The organism is Phycisphaeraceae bacterium (genome assembly GCA_019636555.1).
Classification (GTDB): domain Bacteria; phylum Planctomycetota; class Phycisphaerae; order Phycisphaerales; family UBA1924; genus JAFEBO01.
The window spans coordinates 3,572,531-3,590,946 of sequence record JAHBXH010000001.1 but is presented as its reverse complement, the minus strand read 5'-3'; the positions used below and the strand labels follow the sequence as shown (position 1 = coordinate 3,590,946).

General features: G+C 61.0%; 13 protein-coding genes and 1 tRNA gene. 6 read left to right on the top strand and 8 right to left on the bottom strand.

Features of this window, described 5'->3' with window-relative positions; all coding sequences use genetic code 11:
• Positions 1-5 precede the first annotated feature (5 nt).
• The 4 genes from KF691_15450 (at position 6) to KF691_15435 (ending at position 9,096) form a co-directional block, all read left to right on the top strand.
• Positions 6-6,557 (top strand): RHS repeat protein, encoded by a 6,552-nt coding sequence (locus KF691_15450; GenBank protein ID MBX3390843.1) that lies wholly within the window; start codon positions 6-8, stop codon positions 6,555-6,557.
• Complete coding sequence (locus tag KF691_15445; GenBank protein ID MBX3390842.1) at positions 6,442-8,334, top strand: hypothetical protein; 1,893 nt, start codon at positions 6,442-6,444, stop codon at positions 8,332-8,334. The genes KF691_15450 and KF691_15445 overlap by 116 nt, the downstream gene beginning before the upstream one ends.
• 47 nt (positions 8,335-8,381) lie before the next feature.
• Positions 8,382-8,654 (top strand): DUF5076 domain-containing protein, encoded by a 273-nt coding sequence (locus KF691_15440; GenBank protein MBX3390841.1) that lies wholly within the window; start codon positions 8,382-8,384, stop codon positions 8,652-8,654.
• 118 nt (positions 8,655-8,772) lie between these two features.
• Positions 8,773-9,096, top strand: coding sequence for a transposase (locus KF691_15435; GenBank protein ID MBX3390840.1), 324 nt, complete (start codon positions 8,773-8,775; stop codon positions 9,094-9,096).
• Between the two features lie 94 nt (positions 9,097-9,190).
• Here KF691_15435 and KF691_15430 read toward each other — a convergent pair.
• From KF691_15430 to KF691_15405, 6 genes are all read right to left on the bottom strand, one after another.
• Positions 9,191-9,278, bottom strand: a tRNA-Ser gene (locus KF691_15430).
• Between the two features lie 16 nt (positions 9,279-9,294).
• On the bottom strand, positions 9,295-10,263 hold the full coding sequence (locus tag KF691_15425; protein ID MBX3390839.1) for an alpha/beta fold hydrolase: 969 nt from the start codon (positions 10,261-10,263) through the stop codon (positions 9,295-9,297).
• Between the two features lie 170 nt (positions 10,264-10,433).
• Positions 10,434-11,177, bottom strand: coding sequence for a hypothetical protein (locus tag KF691_15420; protein MBX3390838.1), 744 nt, complete (start codon positions 11,175-11,177; stop codon positions 10,434-10,436).
• Positions 11,178-11,213: 36 nt separating this feature from the next.
• Positions 11,214-12,935 (bottom strand): NAD+ synthase, encoded by a 1,722-nt coding sequence (locus tag KF691_15415; protein MBX3390837.1) that lies wholly within the window; start codon positions 12,933-12,935, stop codon positions 11,214-11,216.
• A 40-nt stretch (positions 12,936-12,975) separates the two neighbouring features.
• Positions 12,976-14,046 (bottom strand): flippase-like domain-containing protein, encoded by a 1,071-nt coding sequence (locus KF691_15410; GenBank protein ID MBX3390836.1) that lies wholly within the window; start codon positions 14,044-14,046, stop codon positions 12,976-12,978.
• Positions 14,043-16,199 carry a hypothetical protein gene (locus KF691_15405; protein ID MBX3390835.1) on the bottom strand — a complete coding sequence of 719 codons (2,157 nt, stop codon included), beginning with the start codon at positions 16,197-16,199 and terminating at the stop codon, positions 14,043-14,045. The genes KF691_15410 and KF691_15405 overlap by 4 nt, the downstream gene beginning before the upstream one ends.
• A gap of 22 nt (positions 16,200-16,221) precedes the next feature.
• Here KF691_15405 and KF691_15400 point away from each other — a divergent pair, with 22 nt between their 5' ends.
• Positions 16,222-16,698, top strand: coding sequence for a transcriptional repressor (locus KF691_15400; protein MBX3390834.1), 477 nt, complete (start codon positions 16,222-16,224; stop codon positions 16,696-16,698).
• An 87-nt stretch (positions 16,699-16,785) separates the two neighbouring features.
• Positions 16,786-17,142: a hypothetical protein gene (locus KF691_15395; protein ID MBX3390833.1), complete on the top strand. Its 357-nt coding sequence runs from the start codon at positions 16,786-16,788 to the stop codon at positions 17,140-17,142.
• Positions 17,143-17,200: 58 nt separating this feature from the next.
• Here KF691_15395 and KF691_15390 read toward each other — a convergent pair whose 3' ends face one another.
• Entirely contained in the window at positions 17,201-17,638 is a 438-nt protein-coding gene (locus KF691_15390; protein MBX3390832.1) for a biopolymer transporter ExbD, read from the bottom strand.
• A 23-nt stretch (positions 17,639-17,661) separates the two neighbouring features.
• On the bottom strand, positions 17,662-18,402 hold the full coding sequence (locus KF691_15385; GenBank protein ID MBX3390831.1) for a MotA/TolQ/ExbB proton channel family protein: 741 nt from the start codon (positions 18,400-18,402) through the stop codon (positions 17,662-17,664).
• Between the last annotated feature and the right edge of the window lie 14 nt (positions 18,403-18,416).

Sequence of the window (18,416 nt, the reverse complement as noted above, 5' to 3'; positions counted from 1 at the left end):
GTGTCATGAATCGTAATTCCGGCATTTCAGCCAGATTCTGTGCGCTTCTCGTGTTGGGAATAGTTGTCGCGACCTCGGAGGCAGGGCTCCGGCTTGACCCGCCCTGCAATCCGGGGACTTTTCCGCAGCTCCAGATTCCCTTGTTGGCGTCGATTCCAAACACCGGTCCGCTCGTGACCTGCTTGCCGAGCGATCGACCTCCGACCGGAGAGGAGCGAGACGAATTCCAAAAACTGCGCGATAAGTTCATTGAGGCCGGATTCAAGCCGGAATGCTTTCCGTCAACCGATGGCAACGGGCATGCCGTTACCAAATGCGTGTGGCGGCGCCCGGACGGTTCGCTCGTGTTCACAGGAGATAAGGATTTCCCGTTTCCCGATGGGTCCCCAAACGGAAATCCGCCCGGGCCACAAGTCACACCGATCAACGCCGGGGGCGGCGGTTCGCAGGGTGGAGGATCTCCAGGGTCGGAGAAGCACGACGATGACAAAGAGAATTGGGCGGGAGCCGCAGGAACGACTTGCAATCCCACGGTGATCGCAACGGGCGCGAAGGTCAACGACGAAGTTGACCTGGTTGTGGCTCTACCCGGTCAGAACTTTGAGTTGCGTCGCTGCTTTTCTCCCGCAGAGCCCAAGATGGGCTACACCGCTGGGCTGGGGTGGAATCTCTCCGTTGATACTTCGGTTGTCAAAGCCGACGTGTTGCGCAATGCAGATGGGTCGCTAGCCCAAGACCGCGGAGTGGCCTACATCGTTGTGAACGCTATTCCGCAGCGCCAGACCACTCTGTTTCATAACGATCGGACTGGTGGGCTGGAGGGAACGGGATCATTCTTCCTCCCAATCGGCCCTGGCTCGACCTTTATCGAAGAGATTGAGAACTTCCCGATTCCAACAGGTCCAAACGGCGAAACCACACCGATGCCGGTGTTCCGAGAGGTGACGTTCGGCGGCGGGGCAACTGTGTATTTTCGAACGAAGAACTTGGTCGCGCCTTCACTTCCGACGGACAAGGTCGAGAAGTACAAGCGGCTCGAAGGAAGCATCGCGCAGCAGTTCGATCCGTTCGGCAATGTCTGGACCTACGACTACGACCAGGACTTCGACTCGCGCCACGATCCGGTGAATGGGTTGGTCATACAGGAGCCGGTGCCGCGCCTGCGGCATGTGTTCTTGCATGGAACTTACGCCGGAGATCCAGGGATGCGTGCCCGCGTGGACTTTGATTGGGACTGGGGGTACATGGACAACAACGCGTTTGTCTGGCGTACGGACATGCTGCGTCGCGTCAATGTCGTGCGCTTTGCGAAGACGGCCACCTCCGCAACCCAGGAGTGTGTCACCGATTCCGTTGTCTATACGTATGTTCAAGATCTGCTCGACATTGCACCTGGTGGCAATACCCAAGCAAACCGCGATGCGATTCTGTATATCGGCACTCCTCGGTGCCTCGCCATGGCAACAAGGCGCACGCTCCTGAATGCTCCCGTCAACGGTGACGCTGTTGGCGGAGATGGCCCGGAGGTGCATAACAGGTTTTCTGAATATCGCTATGCCTTCGTTGGCGGAAGCCTCGCAGGTTTGAAAGCGATCTTCTATCCCGAGCAATTCGAATACATCGCAGAGAATGCCACGACCAATCTGCAGCCAAGCGGCAGTTTGGGCGCGCTCGCCGGAGACGGAAATCTCGTTCAGGCCGCTGCGTTTGAGATGTTGCAACTTGACGACTCGACCGTCGAAGATGTCATTGCGCTGCGAAACTCCGGAAGCTGGACACCCAAGCAACTCGCCGGCAAGTGGATGCACTACGACGCCGGAAAGACACTGAGGTATCAGTTGGTTCGGAGCGGATGCGGCTGCGGTGCTTCGATACGCGAAGACTACGCGGTTGCGCTTTCCGCAACCTCGAACAAGGTCGAGTTTCCGGGCGGGGCGACATTCTGGCTCGCCAACTATGCGCGGATCGTTCATGAACGAGTCTGCGACAAAGACGGAGTTCCCGGAAACGGACCTCCCCTGCGAACCCGTATCTATCGAAACGAGCAGAGGATTATTCACCGAGTTGAAGAGTTTCCCGTTGAACAGTTTCCCAACGGTCCGCCGAGCGAAGGTCAAGTCGGCTGGGGTTCAATCGATTGGGCGCCGTTCACTACCGCAGAAGCAACATTTGAATACAACGACAATGCATTCTCCGAGCCGACACTGAAGCGTGTCTGGGTCACAGGATATGAATACGACGTGAAAAACCGCGCGATAGCGCGGAGAATGTCATCCTCGATGCTGAGCGGGGTGACAAGCGTTCCCATGCCAACGCTCCCGAGCGGAAGCGGCGAGTTCTCGATAGGCAACACGAATGCCGCCGCGGACGCATTGGATTTTCTAGTAAACTCGTATGTGACTGCGGTTCCGGAGATACCTGGTTACTCGGTCGTCGCCTACAAGGCGAGCACGGGTGGGGTGACGGAACTCACGCAATACCGAGATTTCTCGGACGACGCGGCAGGCTTAGGTTACAACCTGCAGACATGGTTTGGACGTACTTTCGGCAGGATAGCGAGTCTCGATGTTGTCCAGAAGAGCACGCAGTCGGGCACTCAGAACTACATAACGGAAGAAAGGGAATTCCTGCCGGTCTCGAGTTGGCGGCCCGACCTCCCAACGCTGCAACGGCGCTTTACCCGCGTTCCTTCCAGTCCGACCATCGACACGAAAAATTCATATCAACTTGAGGCGTTCTACGGCGACGCCAACGTGTTCGGCCCCGCCTCGCTCGGAAGCAGCCTTGTTCGCGTGGCCACAGCCACAACGTCGGTCACAAAGGATGATGCCGGCCAAAACGGAATCACCGACGACATTTTTTCTGCTCAGGGATTTAGCAGGATTGGCAACCGAGTTTGGGAGCGTCAGCCCAACGGACGCTTGGACGTTGCGTTTCACGATGGACCAACCGGCGCCGAGGTGATGCGTGTCAATCACGTGTCGAACGCCACCTCGATTGCGGGCAAGCCGAATCCGCTGGTGACCGGTGCCGCCGGACGCGCCCTCGGCTTTTCGCCGGCAAAGATCACATTCAGCAACAGTGTCGATTCACTTGTTTCAATCGCCATTGTCGACATATTGGGGCGAGAGCGGCGCCGCGTCGTCAATATCCCGAATCAGCACAATTCAAACGGGAGCGGCGGCGATGACTTGGTGCTTCAACCGGGTGGGAGTGTCACGGACACGTCGTATGGCCGCGACACGGTTTTTCAGCGCTGGTACCCTTTGTACTCTGATCGTCGATGGATGACATATGTTGAAACTCACGGGGAAGGATTTTTCTCGTCGCCGACGACCACGAGTTTCTTTCAGCCACCTTCAACGACGCCTGTCGTCTGGCTTGGACCGGCTCAGCGTACGTATCTCGATTCCGCGATGAACGCGGTTTGCGAAGAGACACGCGAATCCAATCACGTCGAAGCAAGTGGGCAAACCCTCGCCCGTACGGAGTATTCGCTCGATATCGCGGGAAGAGTATCCGCAACCCGAAGGTGGTGGTCGGCGCTTAGTGCCGAGGCCGCAGAAGACAAGTTCTACCTGTCCACGGTGGAACGGGATGCGCTCGGTCGTGTAAGCAAGACGATTGACGAAAACGGGGGCGTGACCGAAACAGACTACGACGCTCAAGACCGGGCAATCGAAATACGAACGACGGCGAGTGAGGGCACGTCATTGTCCGCGGCGGCGACGACGAAATTCATCTACGACTATTCCGCAACTTCCACCAACAAAGGCGGCGATGGTCTCCTGCAATTCACGATTCAGTCTGTAGGTAGCGGCAGCCCCGCCAGAGTGCGTCGGAGTTTCTACGACAATTTGTACCGCCCAGTGGCGGAAGTCGCAGTCGAATCGATCGCGGCAATGAACACTCCGGTCGGTCCCTGGAAGCTGACAGTCAGCGATCTCGCCGGACGTACGATTGAGTCAGGAACGGCATCGTCCGAGCTGAGCGTAAGCGCTGTCGTTGCCCGGCTGTCCTCGGTCACGATTGCGATTCCAAACGGCTTGGATGGTCTGGATCACCTGCTCAGCCACGAAAAAACCTATTACTCGGCGCACCGCGGGCTCGCATACCGAACCGAGCGAGCAGTCGAGCCCGGCAATTGGAGCGCCGGTGTGCTTCGAACGGACAGTTGGTTTGGTACCAGCGGCCAAGTGCAGCTATCCCGTGCGCCGTCCTCGCCGATGACTGTTTACTGGCGTGATGTGCACAACCGCGTGTTGATGGAGACGACGCGCTGGCCCGAATTTGTCGCGCCAAACTTCGAGACATTGCCGGCGCCGTCACACCCGGCGCTGCAGCGTCAGTCGTACAGCTATCACCCGGGCACATCTCTGATCAGCCAGAGAGTTTCGATTGCGTCCTCTCCAGACACGACCCTTCCGCAAGTGCAGTCCACTATTGGTTACGTTTACGATCCTGCAGGTCGCTCCATCGCGACCGTGGATTACGGGTACGGGAGCAGCAGTGATCACACCGTTGACGATAAGACGCAGCCGCTCAACGCGGATTCCGCGCCACCGCCGGCGATCATTCCGATGCCGCTCTCATTGGCCCTGTTCCCGTGGTACATCGATTCATATGACTCGGCCGTTCCGGAGGTTCCGAATTCGTTCCTTTCTGCCAATCCGGGCGTGCTCATCACCCGTCAGTCGTACAACGCGATGGGCTTGCCGCAGGATTCCATTGATCCCAACGGACGCATCACGCGCACGCTTTACGATGCGCTCGGGCGCGTTGTCGGCGCGATCGAGAACCTGAGACCGAACAGGTTTGATGGCGTTCGCAACTATCTTGTTTTTCCCAGACTGGTCGAGGCCTCGGGTGCTACGCCCGCGCATTGGGGCGTTGATTGGGCAGACTTCAGCGGGGCCGGCACGCTCGGCGGCGATGAATTCCGCGTCGCGACAAACATGCTCGACGGGTTGGGAAATTCGACCCTAAGGGTCGCCTTCCAGCGCCCGTCGTCCGGCGAAACGACTCCCGCGAAGCAATTCACCCGGTTCGTCTATCGCATCAGCGAGACATCGGGCACTTTCTCGAGCGCAGGGTACGGGTCTTCGAATCTCCTCTATGAAATTCGGTATCCGGATCCCGTGTCCGGCTTGCCTTCGACCGCGGATGATCAGCGAGTTCGCTATCGATACAACATGGCGGGCGAACAAACCGCCGTTATTGATCAGAACGGCACGACGCGGCTCTTTTCACGCGACTCGCAGGGACGGTTGTTGACCGATGCGGTGCAGCTGCCTCTGCCGAGCGGGAGCAAGGTTGATGCGACTGCCGCAAAGATCCGCAATGTCTACGACACCAGCGGCCGCGTCTCGACGACCGAGATGCTCGACGCATCCAATACGACGCTGAACAAAGTGACGTACGAGTACGATGCGCTCGGGGGCGTGAAAGCGCTCAAGCAGATTGCGGGCTTTGCCGGGTCGAGCGCCCTCGGCGGCGAGCGTGCCGTGAAATACGACCTGCAGTCGATTCCGTGGGTCACGAGTCCTTCGGGTGTTTCCGGCGTCTATCTCAACAACTGGCGGGGCGTGCGCGGCATTTCGTATCCGGATGCCACGCCTTCGTCAGCCACGGACGACACCGAGCTTCGTTATTACGCGGACGCGGATCATGTCGGGAGCGTGGCCGCGACCGATGCGCACCATCGATTCTCGATCGCTCAGCCCACGCTTCTTGCGCTGCGGAATGCGGGCGCGGACGTGGGAACAGTTGCCGCCACTTCGCTCAATCCCTCCGGCGTGAAGCTGCTGGCGAACGTGCAGCGGCTGGGCATGGGCCGCACGGTGAGCATGTCGCTGGATGTGCCGCAGGTACACCTGGACCGGATCCGATCGGTGACGGGGCGCACGAAGGAAAACGTGTACTTCGGGTGGGATCGTTTCGGCCGGCTGAAGCATCAGGCCTGGACTCCGACGCGGCCATCAGCACCGACCTCGGCGAACGCGACTCCTGCGAGCGGAACCGGAAGCACGGGCTGGATGCAGGACGCCTCGTCGATGAGCGCGCCGATTGTTCGCCCGCTCTATCAGCACGGGTACTCGTACTCGGCGAGTTCGGAGCGGCTGAGCGACGACGATCTGCGGCCGCAGGTCGCGGGGTCGGCGCCGGACCGGAAGTACACGTACGACAATCTGCGTCGGCTCGTCAAGGAAGAGACCGGCAAGTTCAGCTGGTCGTACGGCGTGCTCGCCTTCGCGCCGGGGATCGGGCCGGCAGGGAGCGGCGTGGAATCGAGGTCGTGGTCGCTCGACATGCTGGGGAACTGGAAGAGCGTGGCGAGTGATGTGGACGGAGACGGGGTATTCGCCGCGGCGGAGACCTCGATCAGGACGCACGATGCACAGAACCAGTTGACGAGCCTGGGCGCGACGACCGCGGGAGGGGGTGGGGGGTGGGGGTGGGGGGACGCCGAAGTACGTTCGCGCGTACGACAAGAACGGGAACCTGATCTCCGAGACCATCGAGGGAGACAGCCAGCCGATCCGCCGGTACACCTATGACGCGTGGAACCGGCTGGTGCGTGTCGATCGGGGAGAGGGCGGCAGTGTTGAACCGTCTCCGGTCGCGTCGTACGCGTACAACGCCTTGAACTGGCGGACGGTGGAGCGGGTGCGCTGGCCCGGGGACGCGGAGTCATCAAACGCGGGGTACACCAGAACCCGCGTCTACTTCTTCAGCAGCGACTGGCAGGTGCTGGACGTGCTGGAGGAGCGGAATGTCGCCGATGCCGGGGCGACGCCTCCGGTGCCGCTGCCGACGGAGCCGGCGACGGGGATCACGGGGGTGGGGGGCTTCACGCCCGACACCGAGACGCAGTTCTTCTGGGGCGTGCGGGACAAGGACGAGCTGCTGGAGGTGCGGAGCCGGGCGCTGACCAACGCGTCGGGGGTGACGATCGATCCGGTGATTCCCTGGACGGACGCCGCGGTGAACTCTCGCTACGCGCTGACGGACGCGAACCTCTCGACCGCGGCGTACGTGAGCGCGGGCGGGACCTTGCGCGAGTCGCGTGTCTTCGATTCGTACGGACGGATGATCCGCTGCCTGCCGGGTGATCTGAACGGTGACGGGGTCTGCGACGACACGGATTTCTCGATCTTCGACTACGCGTACAACGTGCTGGACTGCACGGACGCGTCGATGCCGGACCACAACGGGGGTCCGGGCGGGGGCGGGGGGAATCCGCCGACGTGGGGATGCCCCGCGGACCTGAACGGCGACTGGTACGTCGACGAAGCCGACTTCCTGATCTTCGCGGCGAGCTACAACCAGCTGATGCCGGAGGCGGATGCGCTGGTGAGCGGCAACGCCGCGGGGGGAGCGCTGGCGTGGGGCCCGGGCTGGAACGGGTACTGGTTTGATCCCGCGACGGGGCTGTGGCTCTCCCGCAACCGGTGGTACGACCCGATCGGCGGCAGGTGGATCACGCGCGATCCGGCCGGGTACGTGGACGGCATGTCGTTGTACCTGTATGTGAAGGGCAACCCGTTCCTGTTCAGGGATCCGAGTGGGTTGTACACGTTTGGGGAAATGATGCAGATTGGAGGAGCCTTCCTCTCTGGTGCACATCAGGCGTTTCAAAATGAGGTTGTGGGAATTGATAATATGGCCAGACAGGCGATTTACAACGCGGGGGACACAATTGGTTTTGCGGTTGAAGTGGCGACCGGCGGAGCGGTTTCCTACGAACCATATGGAGAACTCGCGAAGCAATCGGGGGCTACAACCGACGTTGCAGCCGACACATACATGATCGCATCGCGGGCAAAGACCTCTATCGCTTCGCTCACGATCGCCGACAATGTCGAAAACATCTACAACTACGCGAACGGGGAAATCTCTGATGAGCAGTTCTCACAGGGACAGGGGGGCAACGCCGCCAATGCCGTCTTGATGTCGAGGGGTGCCCCGACGCGACCGTCACGAGCGTCTGTGCCCGCTCCGGCCGGAGAAATCCGCCCCGCCGACGCGCCAGTTACCGAGGGAATCTATGAATTTCCAGATCAACAAGCCGGCAAGGTTCCCTATGTTGGCGAGTCCGAAAACATTCCAAGGCGGCTGACTGAACACGAAAGCGCTGGAAGGTATGTGCCTGGCACCGAGACTCGACAAGCTGTTCCCGGCGGAAAATTGGCGAGAGAAATCGCAGAGCACCAGCGAATCCAAAGGATAACAGGTGGACAGAAAGCCAAGAATTCGCCAGCTGTCGCAAATAAGAAAGATCCGATTGGCCCTGCTCGTCGCCCAGGTTGCGGGCTGCCGGAGCCTCATGATTAAAGAAAGAAAGGCTTGGTGTCATGAATTCAAGACCGTCCGAGCTACCCATGCCCGATGCCGCCGCAAGCGATCCGCGCGCTCTCGAAATCTTGCGCGTTTGGGCAGCAGGCGGGAAACAGCATGTTTCAATCGCAACCGACCTTTGGAGAGATCCAGCAAATTGGGGGATCATGCTGGTTGATCTCGCCCGACACATTGCAAATGCGTACGAGCAGGCGGGCACAATGGGCCGCGACGAAGCGCTTAGCAAGATAAAAGCGGGCTTGCAGGCGGAGTGGAGTTCTCCCACGGATCTGCCCACTGGAAGAATCAAAAAATAAGGGCGGGTAGTAGAGCAACGCGCGCCACGTAGACGAGCATGGCGTATTTTTGCAACGGACTCACTGGCGGACGGTGGAGCGGGTGCGCTGGCCCGGGGACGCGGTAGTGTCTGTCAAGTTGCGCACATTCGCTGAGGGCGTCTCCTCGGGAAGGTGCTGCCCGTGCTCCGGGGCGATCAAAGAGGGGAAGATCGACTGGGCGGGCGCCCGCGCGGACGAGGGAACCTGGGCGCGATGGTTCGTCCGGGGCGAACGCCGGAGCGCGGCGTTCAAGAAGAGCCAGCGACGAAGAAAGCTGGTGGAGGAGTTCTTCGGATGGGTGAAGACGGTGGCGGGGATGAGACGGGCCAGGCATGTGGGATGCGAGAAGATCGGGCAGTGCTTCGAGCTGGCTGCCGCGGCGTACAACCTGGTGCGGATGCGGAAGCTGCTGGCGGCGTGAGCGGTGCGGGAAACCAGCCAGCAGGAACGATGCCGCCGGGGAAGTGCTCAAATCGCCGGCAATCGGCCGTTGTTCAACAGCCTCTAGAAACTAACGGAGGGGAGGAGATTCGAACTCCTGAAAGGGACAAGCCCTTTGGCAGATTTCAAGTCTGCTGCTTTCAACCGCTCAGCCACCCCTCCGAGGGTGCGGGCGATTTTAGTCGCCGGCGGACCGTGCGCGCTGCCCGGTTTGCCGCGGATTGACTGATGCCGGACGCTCCGCGGCGGCTGCGATGGGCTGGCTCGGCCAGAGCCCGTGCGATCGCAGAAACTCCACGAAGCTCGCCTTGTATTTTTCTTCGTCGTTTCCGGGCAGATCATTGTGATCGCAATCGAGCGTCACGAGCTCCGCGTCCGGGCGGAGCTTCTTGAGTTCTTCCGAATGACGGTGCGGGATGATGCGATCGTGCTCGCCGTGCACGAGCATGACCGGGGCCTTGATGGTCTTGAGCGCCTCGTCGTTTCGAAAAGGGTGTCTCACAAGCCAGCGCGGCACGTGATAGCCGTCCGCCATCGAGGCGAGGGATGTAAACGTGCATTCCAGAATCAGCGCCGCGGGCGGCACTTGAAGCGCCACGGCGCACGCCACTCCTCCGCCGAGCGATCGCCCGAGCAAAACAAGCTTGCTCCCGTCGATCTCGGGCCTTTGGAGCACGATGCGGAGGATTGCCGCGGAATCCTCGACGATTGCTTTTTCCGAGGGTTCGCCCTCGCTGCGCCCGTAGCCGCGAAACTCGGGCAGGAGGACGTTGAAACCTTCCCGTTGACACGTCTCCGCCATCCACGACCAGTTTTCGATGAAGTCCGCGTTGCCGTGGAAGCAAACAAGCAGCGGACCGGGGGATTGCGCGCTGCGGCCCGCACCCTTGAAATACCACGCTTCGATCTTTCGGCCATCCGGCGCCGTGTACCAGATTCGTTCGCCGGTTGACGGGAGTCCTCTGCCGGACGAGTATCCCGCCGCGCGGGGAAAAATGATTGAATCCTGGACTTCCCACAGCGCGCCCGCGAACGCGGCGTATCCGAGGCCAATGACGGCGACGAGCAGGGCCGCGGCGCGGATCACCCAGCGAGAGACGCGTCCACGCGCGTTTTTGTTCCTTGGGCCGGTCTGATTGGCGGACATCTAACAGGCTGTTGAAATTCTGATTGTGCCTACTGCGCCGACGCATTGCAGACAACTTTCTGGCCCTCAGACCCGGGTCGCGAGGGTAGATGGCGGTTCGAAATTGCGACTGGTTGGAGTTTTTCAACAGCCTGCTAAACCCTTGCTCGTTGGGAGCGACAAAATCTCTCTTATAACCCTCGCACGATGCGGCGCACTTCCTTCAACCACGCAAAATCTTTCTCCCATGGCCAGGGGTGACCCGACTCGTTGCCTTGTCCCACATCCTTCGATCCGAACCACCAGCCTCCCCAAAGAATCGCGCTGTCGCAGCGCTCGCGCACGGTGTCGATCATCGTGCCGAAATACGGAATCATCTTGTTTCGAAACTTCGGATCGGAATGGTGGTAGTGGGGGCAGATGAACGGAATAACCGGCTTGCCATACTTGTACGCTTCTTCGATATTCGCGATTGCGTACTTCACCCAGCCTTTTTCGTCGTCGTAGAACGCGTAAAGAGAAGGGCAGATGACATCGAGGTCGCCCGCTATCACTGAATTGAAGCGGTTGGTTCCGTGCCATGCAAGCAGCTTTTCTTCGCTCGGCATCACGGGCGTCCAGTAATCCCCGACCGGGCATACGGCGTACGTTCCGATCTGTGCGTGCGGATTCTTCTTGTCGCGCTTCGCGGCGCGAAAAGCCGCGATTCGCTGCGCGTGCCCCTGCGCAACGCACTCGGCCTTTTGAACGCGGACGTCCGAACAAAGCCCCTCGAAATCGACGATCAGGAGATCCGATTTCTGCTCGCTCGCCCACTTGCCGACGACGACGGGGTCATATCCGCCGCGTGAATACCACGAGACCGGGGTGAGTCCTTCCAGCGTGAGATCGGGTTGATCCTTGAATCCCAGCAGATTGTACAGCTTGAATCCCATGACTCAAGCGTATCAGCCCACCGCGCGCCGACGCTCTCACGGGCTCTTCCAGCCTTGCGCGATCGGCATTCTTCGCCCCGACCCGAACGCCACGCCGGTCACCTTCAGCCCGATCGCGGCTTGCTTGCGTTTGTACTCTGACAGATCCGTCAGGCGGATCACTCGACGAACTGTTGCCTCGTCGAACCCTTCACGTCCGGAGCAGTCGCGAATGATGTCGCCGGCGCTCTGCTTGCGCTCGACATAGCGGTGGAGTATCTCATCGAGCACGTCGTAGGCGGGCAGCGAGTCCTGGTCTGTCTGATTCGGGCGGAGTTCCGCGCTCGGTGCCTTCTCGATGCTCGCAGCGGGAATCGGGGGCGCCGCAAAGCCGCACTCGCGTGCGTGTGCGTTCATCCACTTTGCGAGGCGATAGACCCAGTTCTTTGTCAGATCACACAGCACGGCGAGTCCGCCGTTCATGTCGCCATAGAGAGTGCAGTATCCAACCGCAAGCTCGCTCTTGTTCCCGGTTGTCAGCACGATCGCGCCGGTGCGATTCGAGAGAGCCATCAGGATTGTGCCGCGGAGGCGCGATTGCAGGTTCTCCTCTGCAAGGTCCGGCAAACGTTCTCCGAGTTTCGGCGCCTCGAGAGAAACCAGGGCCGGATCAATCGTGCTTACCGCGCCGTCGAACACCGGCGAGATCGGCACCGTGATGCACTTCATGCCGAGCCGCTGCGCGACGTCGTATGCATCCGACTTACTGTGCTCGCTCGAGTATGGGCCGGGAAGCGCGACGCCCAATACGCTGGAAGATCCGAGTGCCGCGCACGCGAGCGCCGCCGTCACCGCGCTGTCGATGCCGCCCGAGAGCCCGAGGAGCGCGCTTTTGAATCCGGTCTTGCGGCAGTAGTCACGCACACCCAGGACCAGCGCACGGAACAACTGCTCTTCGTCGCTCTTTGTCGTGACAGGATCCGTCACGGAGCCCGATTTTGTCGGCAGCTCGACGATCGTCATCGCCTCTTCGAAGCCGGGGCCGGCGGCGATCAGATCGCCATTCGGAGCGAATGCCGCGGCATGTCCGTCGAAAACCAGTTCGTCGTTTCCGCCCACCTGGTTCACGCTCGCCACATACACGCCATGGTTCATGGCGTGCTTCTTGAGAATCGTGCGATGTCGCGGGCTCTTCCCGAGCACGAACGGGCTTGCCGAAGCGGAGACAATCACTTGTGCGCCGGCCTGAACGACTTGAGCGACGGGATCGGGCGCGTCGGAATAATGCGAAGCGAATCCGGCGTCTTCGCCCTTCCACAAGTCCTCGCAGATCGTCAAGCCAATTGTGACACCACCGACCTCGACCACCAAGGCGCGATTCCCCGGGGTGAAGTAGCGGTCCTCATCGAAGATGTCGTATGTCGGCAGAAGTCGTTTGTCGTAATAACCCAGCATTTGGCCGCCGCGGTACGCCAGCAGCGAATTGGCGATCCCATCAGGCGAATCCACGTTGCCGCTCACCGGCAGTGGAGAGCCGAAGATCACCGTGATGCCGCTCGAGTGCTTCTTTCCCAACTCCTTTGCGGCATCGACGCATGCGCGGAGAAATCCTCCTTGAAGCAGCAGATCCCTTGGCGGGTAGCCGCACAGGGCGAGTTCAGGAAACACGACGCAGTCGGCGCCCTGGTCTTTGGCGTGCTCGATCGACTTGGCGATTGCCGCGGCGTTGCCCGCGATATCGCCGACCGTCGGATTCGTTTGTGCAAGAGCCAGTCGCATTCATCAATCGTAGTTGTGCGCGATCGCATCGAGCACTCATTCAAGTTTCGAACTCGGTCTCTGGATTCCGTGAGGACGCACCCGCCGGGGTGTGGCCGGTCAGTCCCCGCGGCACAAACATGCGGTGAATGCCGAGTCGAATGAGAGCGAACGCGGATAGCGTCGCATTCACGACGGCTTCACTGGCGAGAACAAGCAGCGCGACGCCGGCCATGGCCGGCGGGTTCTCCAGCCCGAGCATTGCCGCGGCACCGACAACTGCTGCCTCCCGAGTGCCGACCGTGCCGGCAGGGCTCATGACGCCAACGACAAAGTGCATCGATGCCAACAGGACGCATGATTCGAACGGGATCGGTGTCCCGACAATTTGTCCCGCGATGTAGAAGCGTCCCGCCTGGCTTGCCATATCGACCAGCCGCACGGCGACCAGCGCAAGGACGCGACCCGGCGACGCGAGGATGTCGAGCCCGCCGTGAGCGGTGCGGACGAACCTGGTGCGCACGATTGTCCTTGCCCGGTTTCCAAACCGCTCGGCGATCGCCCGAAGGATCGCCATGCCGCGGGTTCCGTGAAAATACCACGCGAGCAGGCAGACGATCGAGTAGCCGGCCGCGCCGGTGAAAAACGCGATCGCGATCCATTTCCCGTTGATTTCGCGCACGGCCAGTGAAGCCAGGAAGAGCGGCAAAATGGTGATTGCCATCACGATCGAGACCGCTCCGAACCAAGCTCCGATCAGGGCCAACGGGACTCGATCTCGCCGGTTGTGTACCAGAATCCGAAAGAGCATCCCGGCCTTGAAAGGGACATAACTCAAGAACGTGGCGATGACGTTGGTCGCCTGCAAATCCCAGAAGTTCAGTTTCTTGATGGGGTGGAGTGAAACATAGAAACTCAGGCCGGAACAAAAAAGCACCATCGCGTTGGCGGCGCAAAGAATCGCGATGTGGTGCGGAGGGGCATGCCTCAACGCCGCCAGCTGCTCCTGGTTACCCGGGCTAAACGCTTGCCTGACGCACCAGGCGAGCAGAGCCACTCCGATCGCAAAGCCGATCACTTGCAGCGCGATTCTTCCGGCGGACATCCGCTTTGGTGTCTCCGTGCTGTTCATTTCCGCGACTCCGGCGCTCGGATCGGACGCACAACCGGCGGCAAGTCCTGCCCCGAAGACTTTGGTTTGCCCGCTGGGACTGTCGCCGGGAACCAACGCGTCAGAACGTCGCGTGAAATCGCCGGGTCGTACCACTTGATTTCGATGAGCCGCCCCAGCTCCGAGAAGTTGATCAGAACCGCGTCGATTCCCCGGTCAAGCAATTTGCCAGACCACTCAAAGGGCGCGTTCTCACTCTCTTTCGTGGTGCGGACGGCGTCACCCAGCGGCGAAGCATCCCAAGTCGTGTGATACACCAGCGGACCCGGAACGTAGAACGGCGTCGAATCTCCGAGCAGATACAGCGTTTCTCCCGGTGCAACCCGGGCGGTGTCGCCCTCCCGCAAACTCGTTTGAGCAAAGAATTGCGGCCCGAACCCGAGCGCTTGATTCGGGTTCCCACCCTGCTCGGACCAGAACGCGTCGAGCGAGCGCATCGCCATGAATCCGGTGCAGACCGACGTGGCGGTTATTGCAAGTAGAGCGTACCGATCGCGCCGTCGCGAAGCGGCGCGGAGCCAGGCTCCGCTGGCCGCCAGCCCTATGAGCATCGCTCCCGGGATCGCAAGGGGTATCAGAAATCGCGACTGCAGGTGTGTCAACGTGAGCCACGCCAGGATCTGTACGGCGAGCGAAGCAACCAGCAGCCCGGTGCACTGTCGAGTGCTTCGGGCGACAAGCCCGATCACGGCCGCGGCGCCGACGATCGGAAAAAAAGCGCTCCACTGCGGATGCATCAACCCCCGATGCCGCGCTCCGGCCGGATCGTTCGGGTCGATGAAAATCAGCATCTTCAGACGATCCGACCAAGAGCCTTCGAATTGGTGCGCATGCGCGAATCGCGCATACTGCTCGGCTGTCCAATGCGCGTCGCCGAAGAGCCCGTGGGCGTACGGGAAAATTGGATTTCCGCTTGCGAACCAGTTGCGGAGCAACCATGGCGCGAGGGCGATGAATCCCGCGCCGGCTGCGTACGCCACCAGCCGGATCCAGCCTCGTGCCGGCGAAAACCAGATGAGCGCAAGCCCCGCCATCGGCGCTGCCAGAACAAGCGCGGTCGGTTTCAGTCCGCACGCTACGCCGATCAGCCAGCCAGTGAGAACAGCTCGGCTCGTTGCTCCGATGCCGCGATCCAGCGCCGCGACCATCGCGCCGGCGATGAGAGAGCACATGGCAAGTTCGTTGTACGCCATCGAACCAACGACGACAATCCACGGAACGCACAGGAACGCCGCGGCACCAACCCAACCGGCTCCGTGCGGCGCCCCCTCGCCTCCTTCTTTCGTCCGAGCGAGCGTTTCGCGCGTCGCGGCGGCGACCATCCATGCGGCAACCACTCCGAATCCAACGTGCAGCAACTGACAAGAGATCGCACGCCAACCGTCATTCGCAAGAATGCCGCTGACGCCGTTCACGGTTGATCGCGGCGCGAACGTCCAGAGTTGCAATGTGAGAAAGGCGCTCTCAAAGTACGACGGAAGATACGAATAGACATTGTGATTCAGCGGCGTGAGCCGGCCTAGTTCCAGCCACTCGCGCGGCAATTGGAGGTGGTAGCTCAGAACATCGAATCCGCCAAACTCGCTTGACCACAGAATCCCCGGTGCTTCCATCGCCGCCACCAGCATCACGGCGAGTGCCAGAACGAACGCACCCGGCGCGATCATCCAAAGTCCGATCCTGCTTCCTCCGGACGCCTCTCGCGGCGGTCGGCGCAGGGAAGCGATCAGCAGCACGAGGCCCAAAGCTCCGGGTGCGAGCGAAACCAGATTCCACAAGTACCCCGGCAGCCATGCCCCGACGCAATTGATTCCATGTCCGATTGACAATTGAAGCGACAACCCGGCGACTGCTTGAATCGCCCATGCTTCTCTGGCTTTTCGGAACAGGGGAAGAACGAGTCGCCCGAGCCCAATTCCAGAAGCGATGTACAGCGCCGCGGGCCCGGCGGAAGCCAGCAGCCAGTACGCCGCGGCAGCCGGACCCTGTAGGCCGCTCAACGGGCCGCCGATCGACGCGATGGCGCCGACCAGAACAACCAGCAAGGCGGCGAGCAGGGGCCACACCAAACGCTCGGTTGATGGTCCAGGGTGTGTCGGGAGCGCGTGAGCCATTCGTTCTGGCTTAGGATAATCTATGCCCGGGTCCAAATCGTTGTCCGGTTCCCCCGCAGAACTCGACGAACTCGCCGTCATTGAACCGGTCTGCGCGGTCTTTCGACGAACGCTAAAAGGGGCCGGGCTGAAGTACACGCTCGAGCGCGCACAGATTCTTGATTCGGTCATGCGCCAGCCGGGCTTGTTCCACGCGGATGAACTGATCAAGGGCCTGAAAGCCGAGGGGTTCCGTGTTTCGAAGGCGACGGTCTATCGCACGCTGAAACTGATGCAGGATTCGGGCATCATCCAGAGGGTGCTCTTCGATGACGATGATGCCGGGCGATATCAGGTTGTGTTCGGAACGAGTGGCAGCGACCTGCTCATCCGTACCGACAACGGTGATGCGGTCCAGATCGAGATTTCCGAATTGCGGGGCCTCTGTGAGAAGCTGTGCGCCGAACGTGGTCTGACACTGAAAGCCCACCGGCTCCAGGTCTTCGCCGCGCCGAATTGAAACAGGGTTGCCGGCCGCCCGCTATTTGCTGGTGGATCGAGAATCCCGATCTTCTCGACACCGATTCTCGCGCAGCGCTCGTGCATCGTGACGACGGCTTCGTACGGAACGTTTTCACGCGGGCGTACCACGATCGCGAGCTCCTTGGGAGATCGATTCGCGGTCATATCGGTCAGCCAGGCATCCAGCGAATCGATCGGTGCATCCACAAGGGTCGGAATGCTCGAAGCCGAGCGCGTCGTGACACGGACGTCCTTGCCGTCCTTGGAAGTCAGCAGCAGCTCGACGCGCGTCAGGTGCTCCGGCACTTTCACGATCGAAGGTTTCGACGGCGGGAGCGCGGTCTTCAGCAGCCACTCCGGTCCCAGCACGCTCGCGCTCGCCATAAAGAACACGAGGATCACCATCACCACGTCCACCATGGGCGTCATGTTCGGTGCGTAATGCTCGTCGTGCATCGCCAGTGCGTTGCGCCGGCGAAAAGCGTGTGCGCGAAGTCCGCTCACGAGGTGCTCCTCCCGCCTTTGGCCGCGACGAGCTTCACCGAGACCAACCCCGCATCGCGGCACGCGGTCAGAATCGGCGCAACCTTGCCGTAGTTCAGCGATCGGTCCGCACGGATCTGCACCTCGGATTCGGGCGCGATCTCGGACATGTCCTTGAGAATCTTGGTGAGTTGCGACTCGAGCACCCGTTCGGTGCCGATGAGCAGAACCGTCTCGTTCGTCTTCTCGTCGACCGCGACGTTGATCACGATCGGTGTGGCTTTGTCCGGCGGGCGCCCCGTGGTCGAGGTCGGCAGATTCACGCTGCTGGACCGCCCCGCGGCGAGATGGCCGACCATCAGGTAAAAAATGATCAGGCACATCACCACGTCGATCAGCGGTGTGACGTTGACGTGCCCCGCGCCTTCGGATTTTCTGAACGTTCGCAAACGCATGATTTGTTTCGAATGAGATTCGGTTACACCGCCGTGGCCATGCGTGAAACCGGTTTGGCTTCGACGCGCGGCGGGAAGGTGCCGTCGTCGTCGTCATCAGCGGGCAGGGACTCGATCAGCTGGGAAGAAACAAGCATGCCCCGCGTGCAGATCCGGTCCACGATCGAGCGGTAGAAACCGAACACAAACAGGCAGGGAATCGCGAGCGTCAGGCCCAGCAGCGTGTGGAAGAGCGCCTTGCTGATGCCCATGGAAAGATCGGCCGGGCCCGCCTGGCCACCCGTGGCGCCGAGCGAAGTGAAGGCCAGGATCATGCCCCAAACTGTCCCGGCCAGACCGATCAACGGCCCGAGATTGCCGACGACGTTCAACGGTTCGATCGCGCGGAACCAGCGCGCAACCTCTTCGCTCGCGGCGATCTCAGCGGTCTCACGCATGCCGAGCCGGTCACGCTTGCGTCCGGGCTCGATGACCTGACGCAGCACCCGCGAAGGAAAGCTCTCGTCGTGCTTGACGAACGCCCGGAGATCTTCCTCGCGACCAGCTCTCATCAGGTCGTTGATGCGTCCGATGCTCGCCTCGGGCAGGATCTTGCGCTCCCGCACATCGATCAGGCAGCGGACGATAATCGCCACCGCGATCAGAGATCCCAAAAGCAGCAGCACAGTGAAGAAGTCGAATGACTGAACGAACAGACCCCAGAGGCCCCCCTGGTCCGAAGCGGCAAGCACGGAAGCGCCGCAGAGAGTGAGACTTTGCATCATGCCTTTATCGTAGA

Coding starts and splice junctions, on each gene's coding strand:
- KF691_15450 (MBX3390843.1), top strand. CDS start 6: ATGAATCGTAATTCCGGCATTTCAGCCAGATTCTGTGCGCTTCTCGTG.
- KF691_15440 (MBX3390841.1), top strand. CDS start 8,382: ATGCCCGATGCCGCCGCAAGCGATCCGCGCGCTCTCGAAATCTTGCGC.
- KF691_15425 (MBX3390839.1), bottom strand. CDS start 10,263: ATGTCCGCCAATCAGACCGGCCCAAGGAACAAAAACGCGCGTGGACGC.
- KF691_15420 (MBX3390838.1), bottom strand. CDS start 11,177: ATGGGATTCAAGCTGTACAATCTGCTGGGATTCAAGGATCAACCCGAT.
- KF691_15415 (MBX3390837.1), bottom strand. CDS start 12,935: ATGCGACTGGCTCTTGCACAAACGAATCCGACGGTCGGCGATATCGCG.
- KF691_15410 (MBX3390836.1), bottom strand. CDS start 14,046: ATGAACAGCACGGAGACACCAAAGCGGATGTCCGCCGGAAGAATCGCG.
- KF691_15405 (MBX3390835.1), bottom strand. CDS start 16,199: ATGGCTCACGCGCTCCCGACACACCCTGGACCATCAACCGAGCGTTTG.
- KF691_15400 (MBX3390834.1), top strand. CDS start 16,222: ATGCCCGGGTCCAAATCGTTGTCCGGTTCCCCCGCAGAACTCGACGAA.
- KF691_15390 (MBX3390832.1), bottom strand. CDS start 17,638: ATGCGTTTGCGAACGTTCAGAAAATCCGAAGGCGCGGGGCACGTCAAC.
- KF691_15385 (MBX3390831.1), bottom strand. CDS start 18,402: ATGATGCAAAGTCTCACTCTCTGCGGCGCTTCCGTGCTTGCCGCTTCG.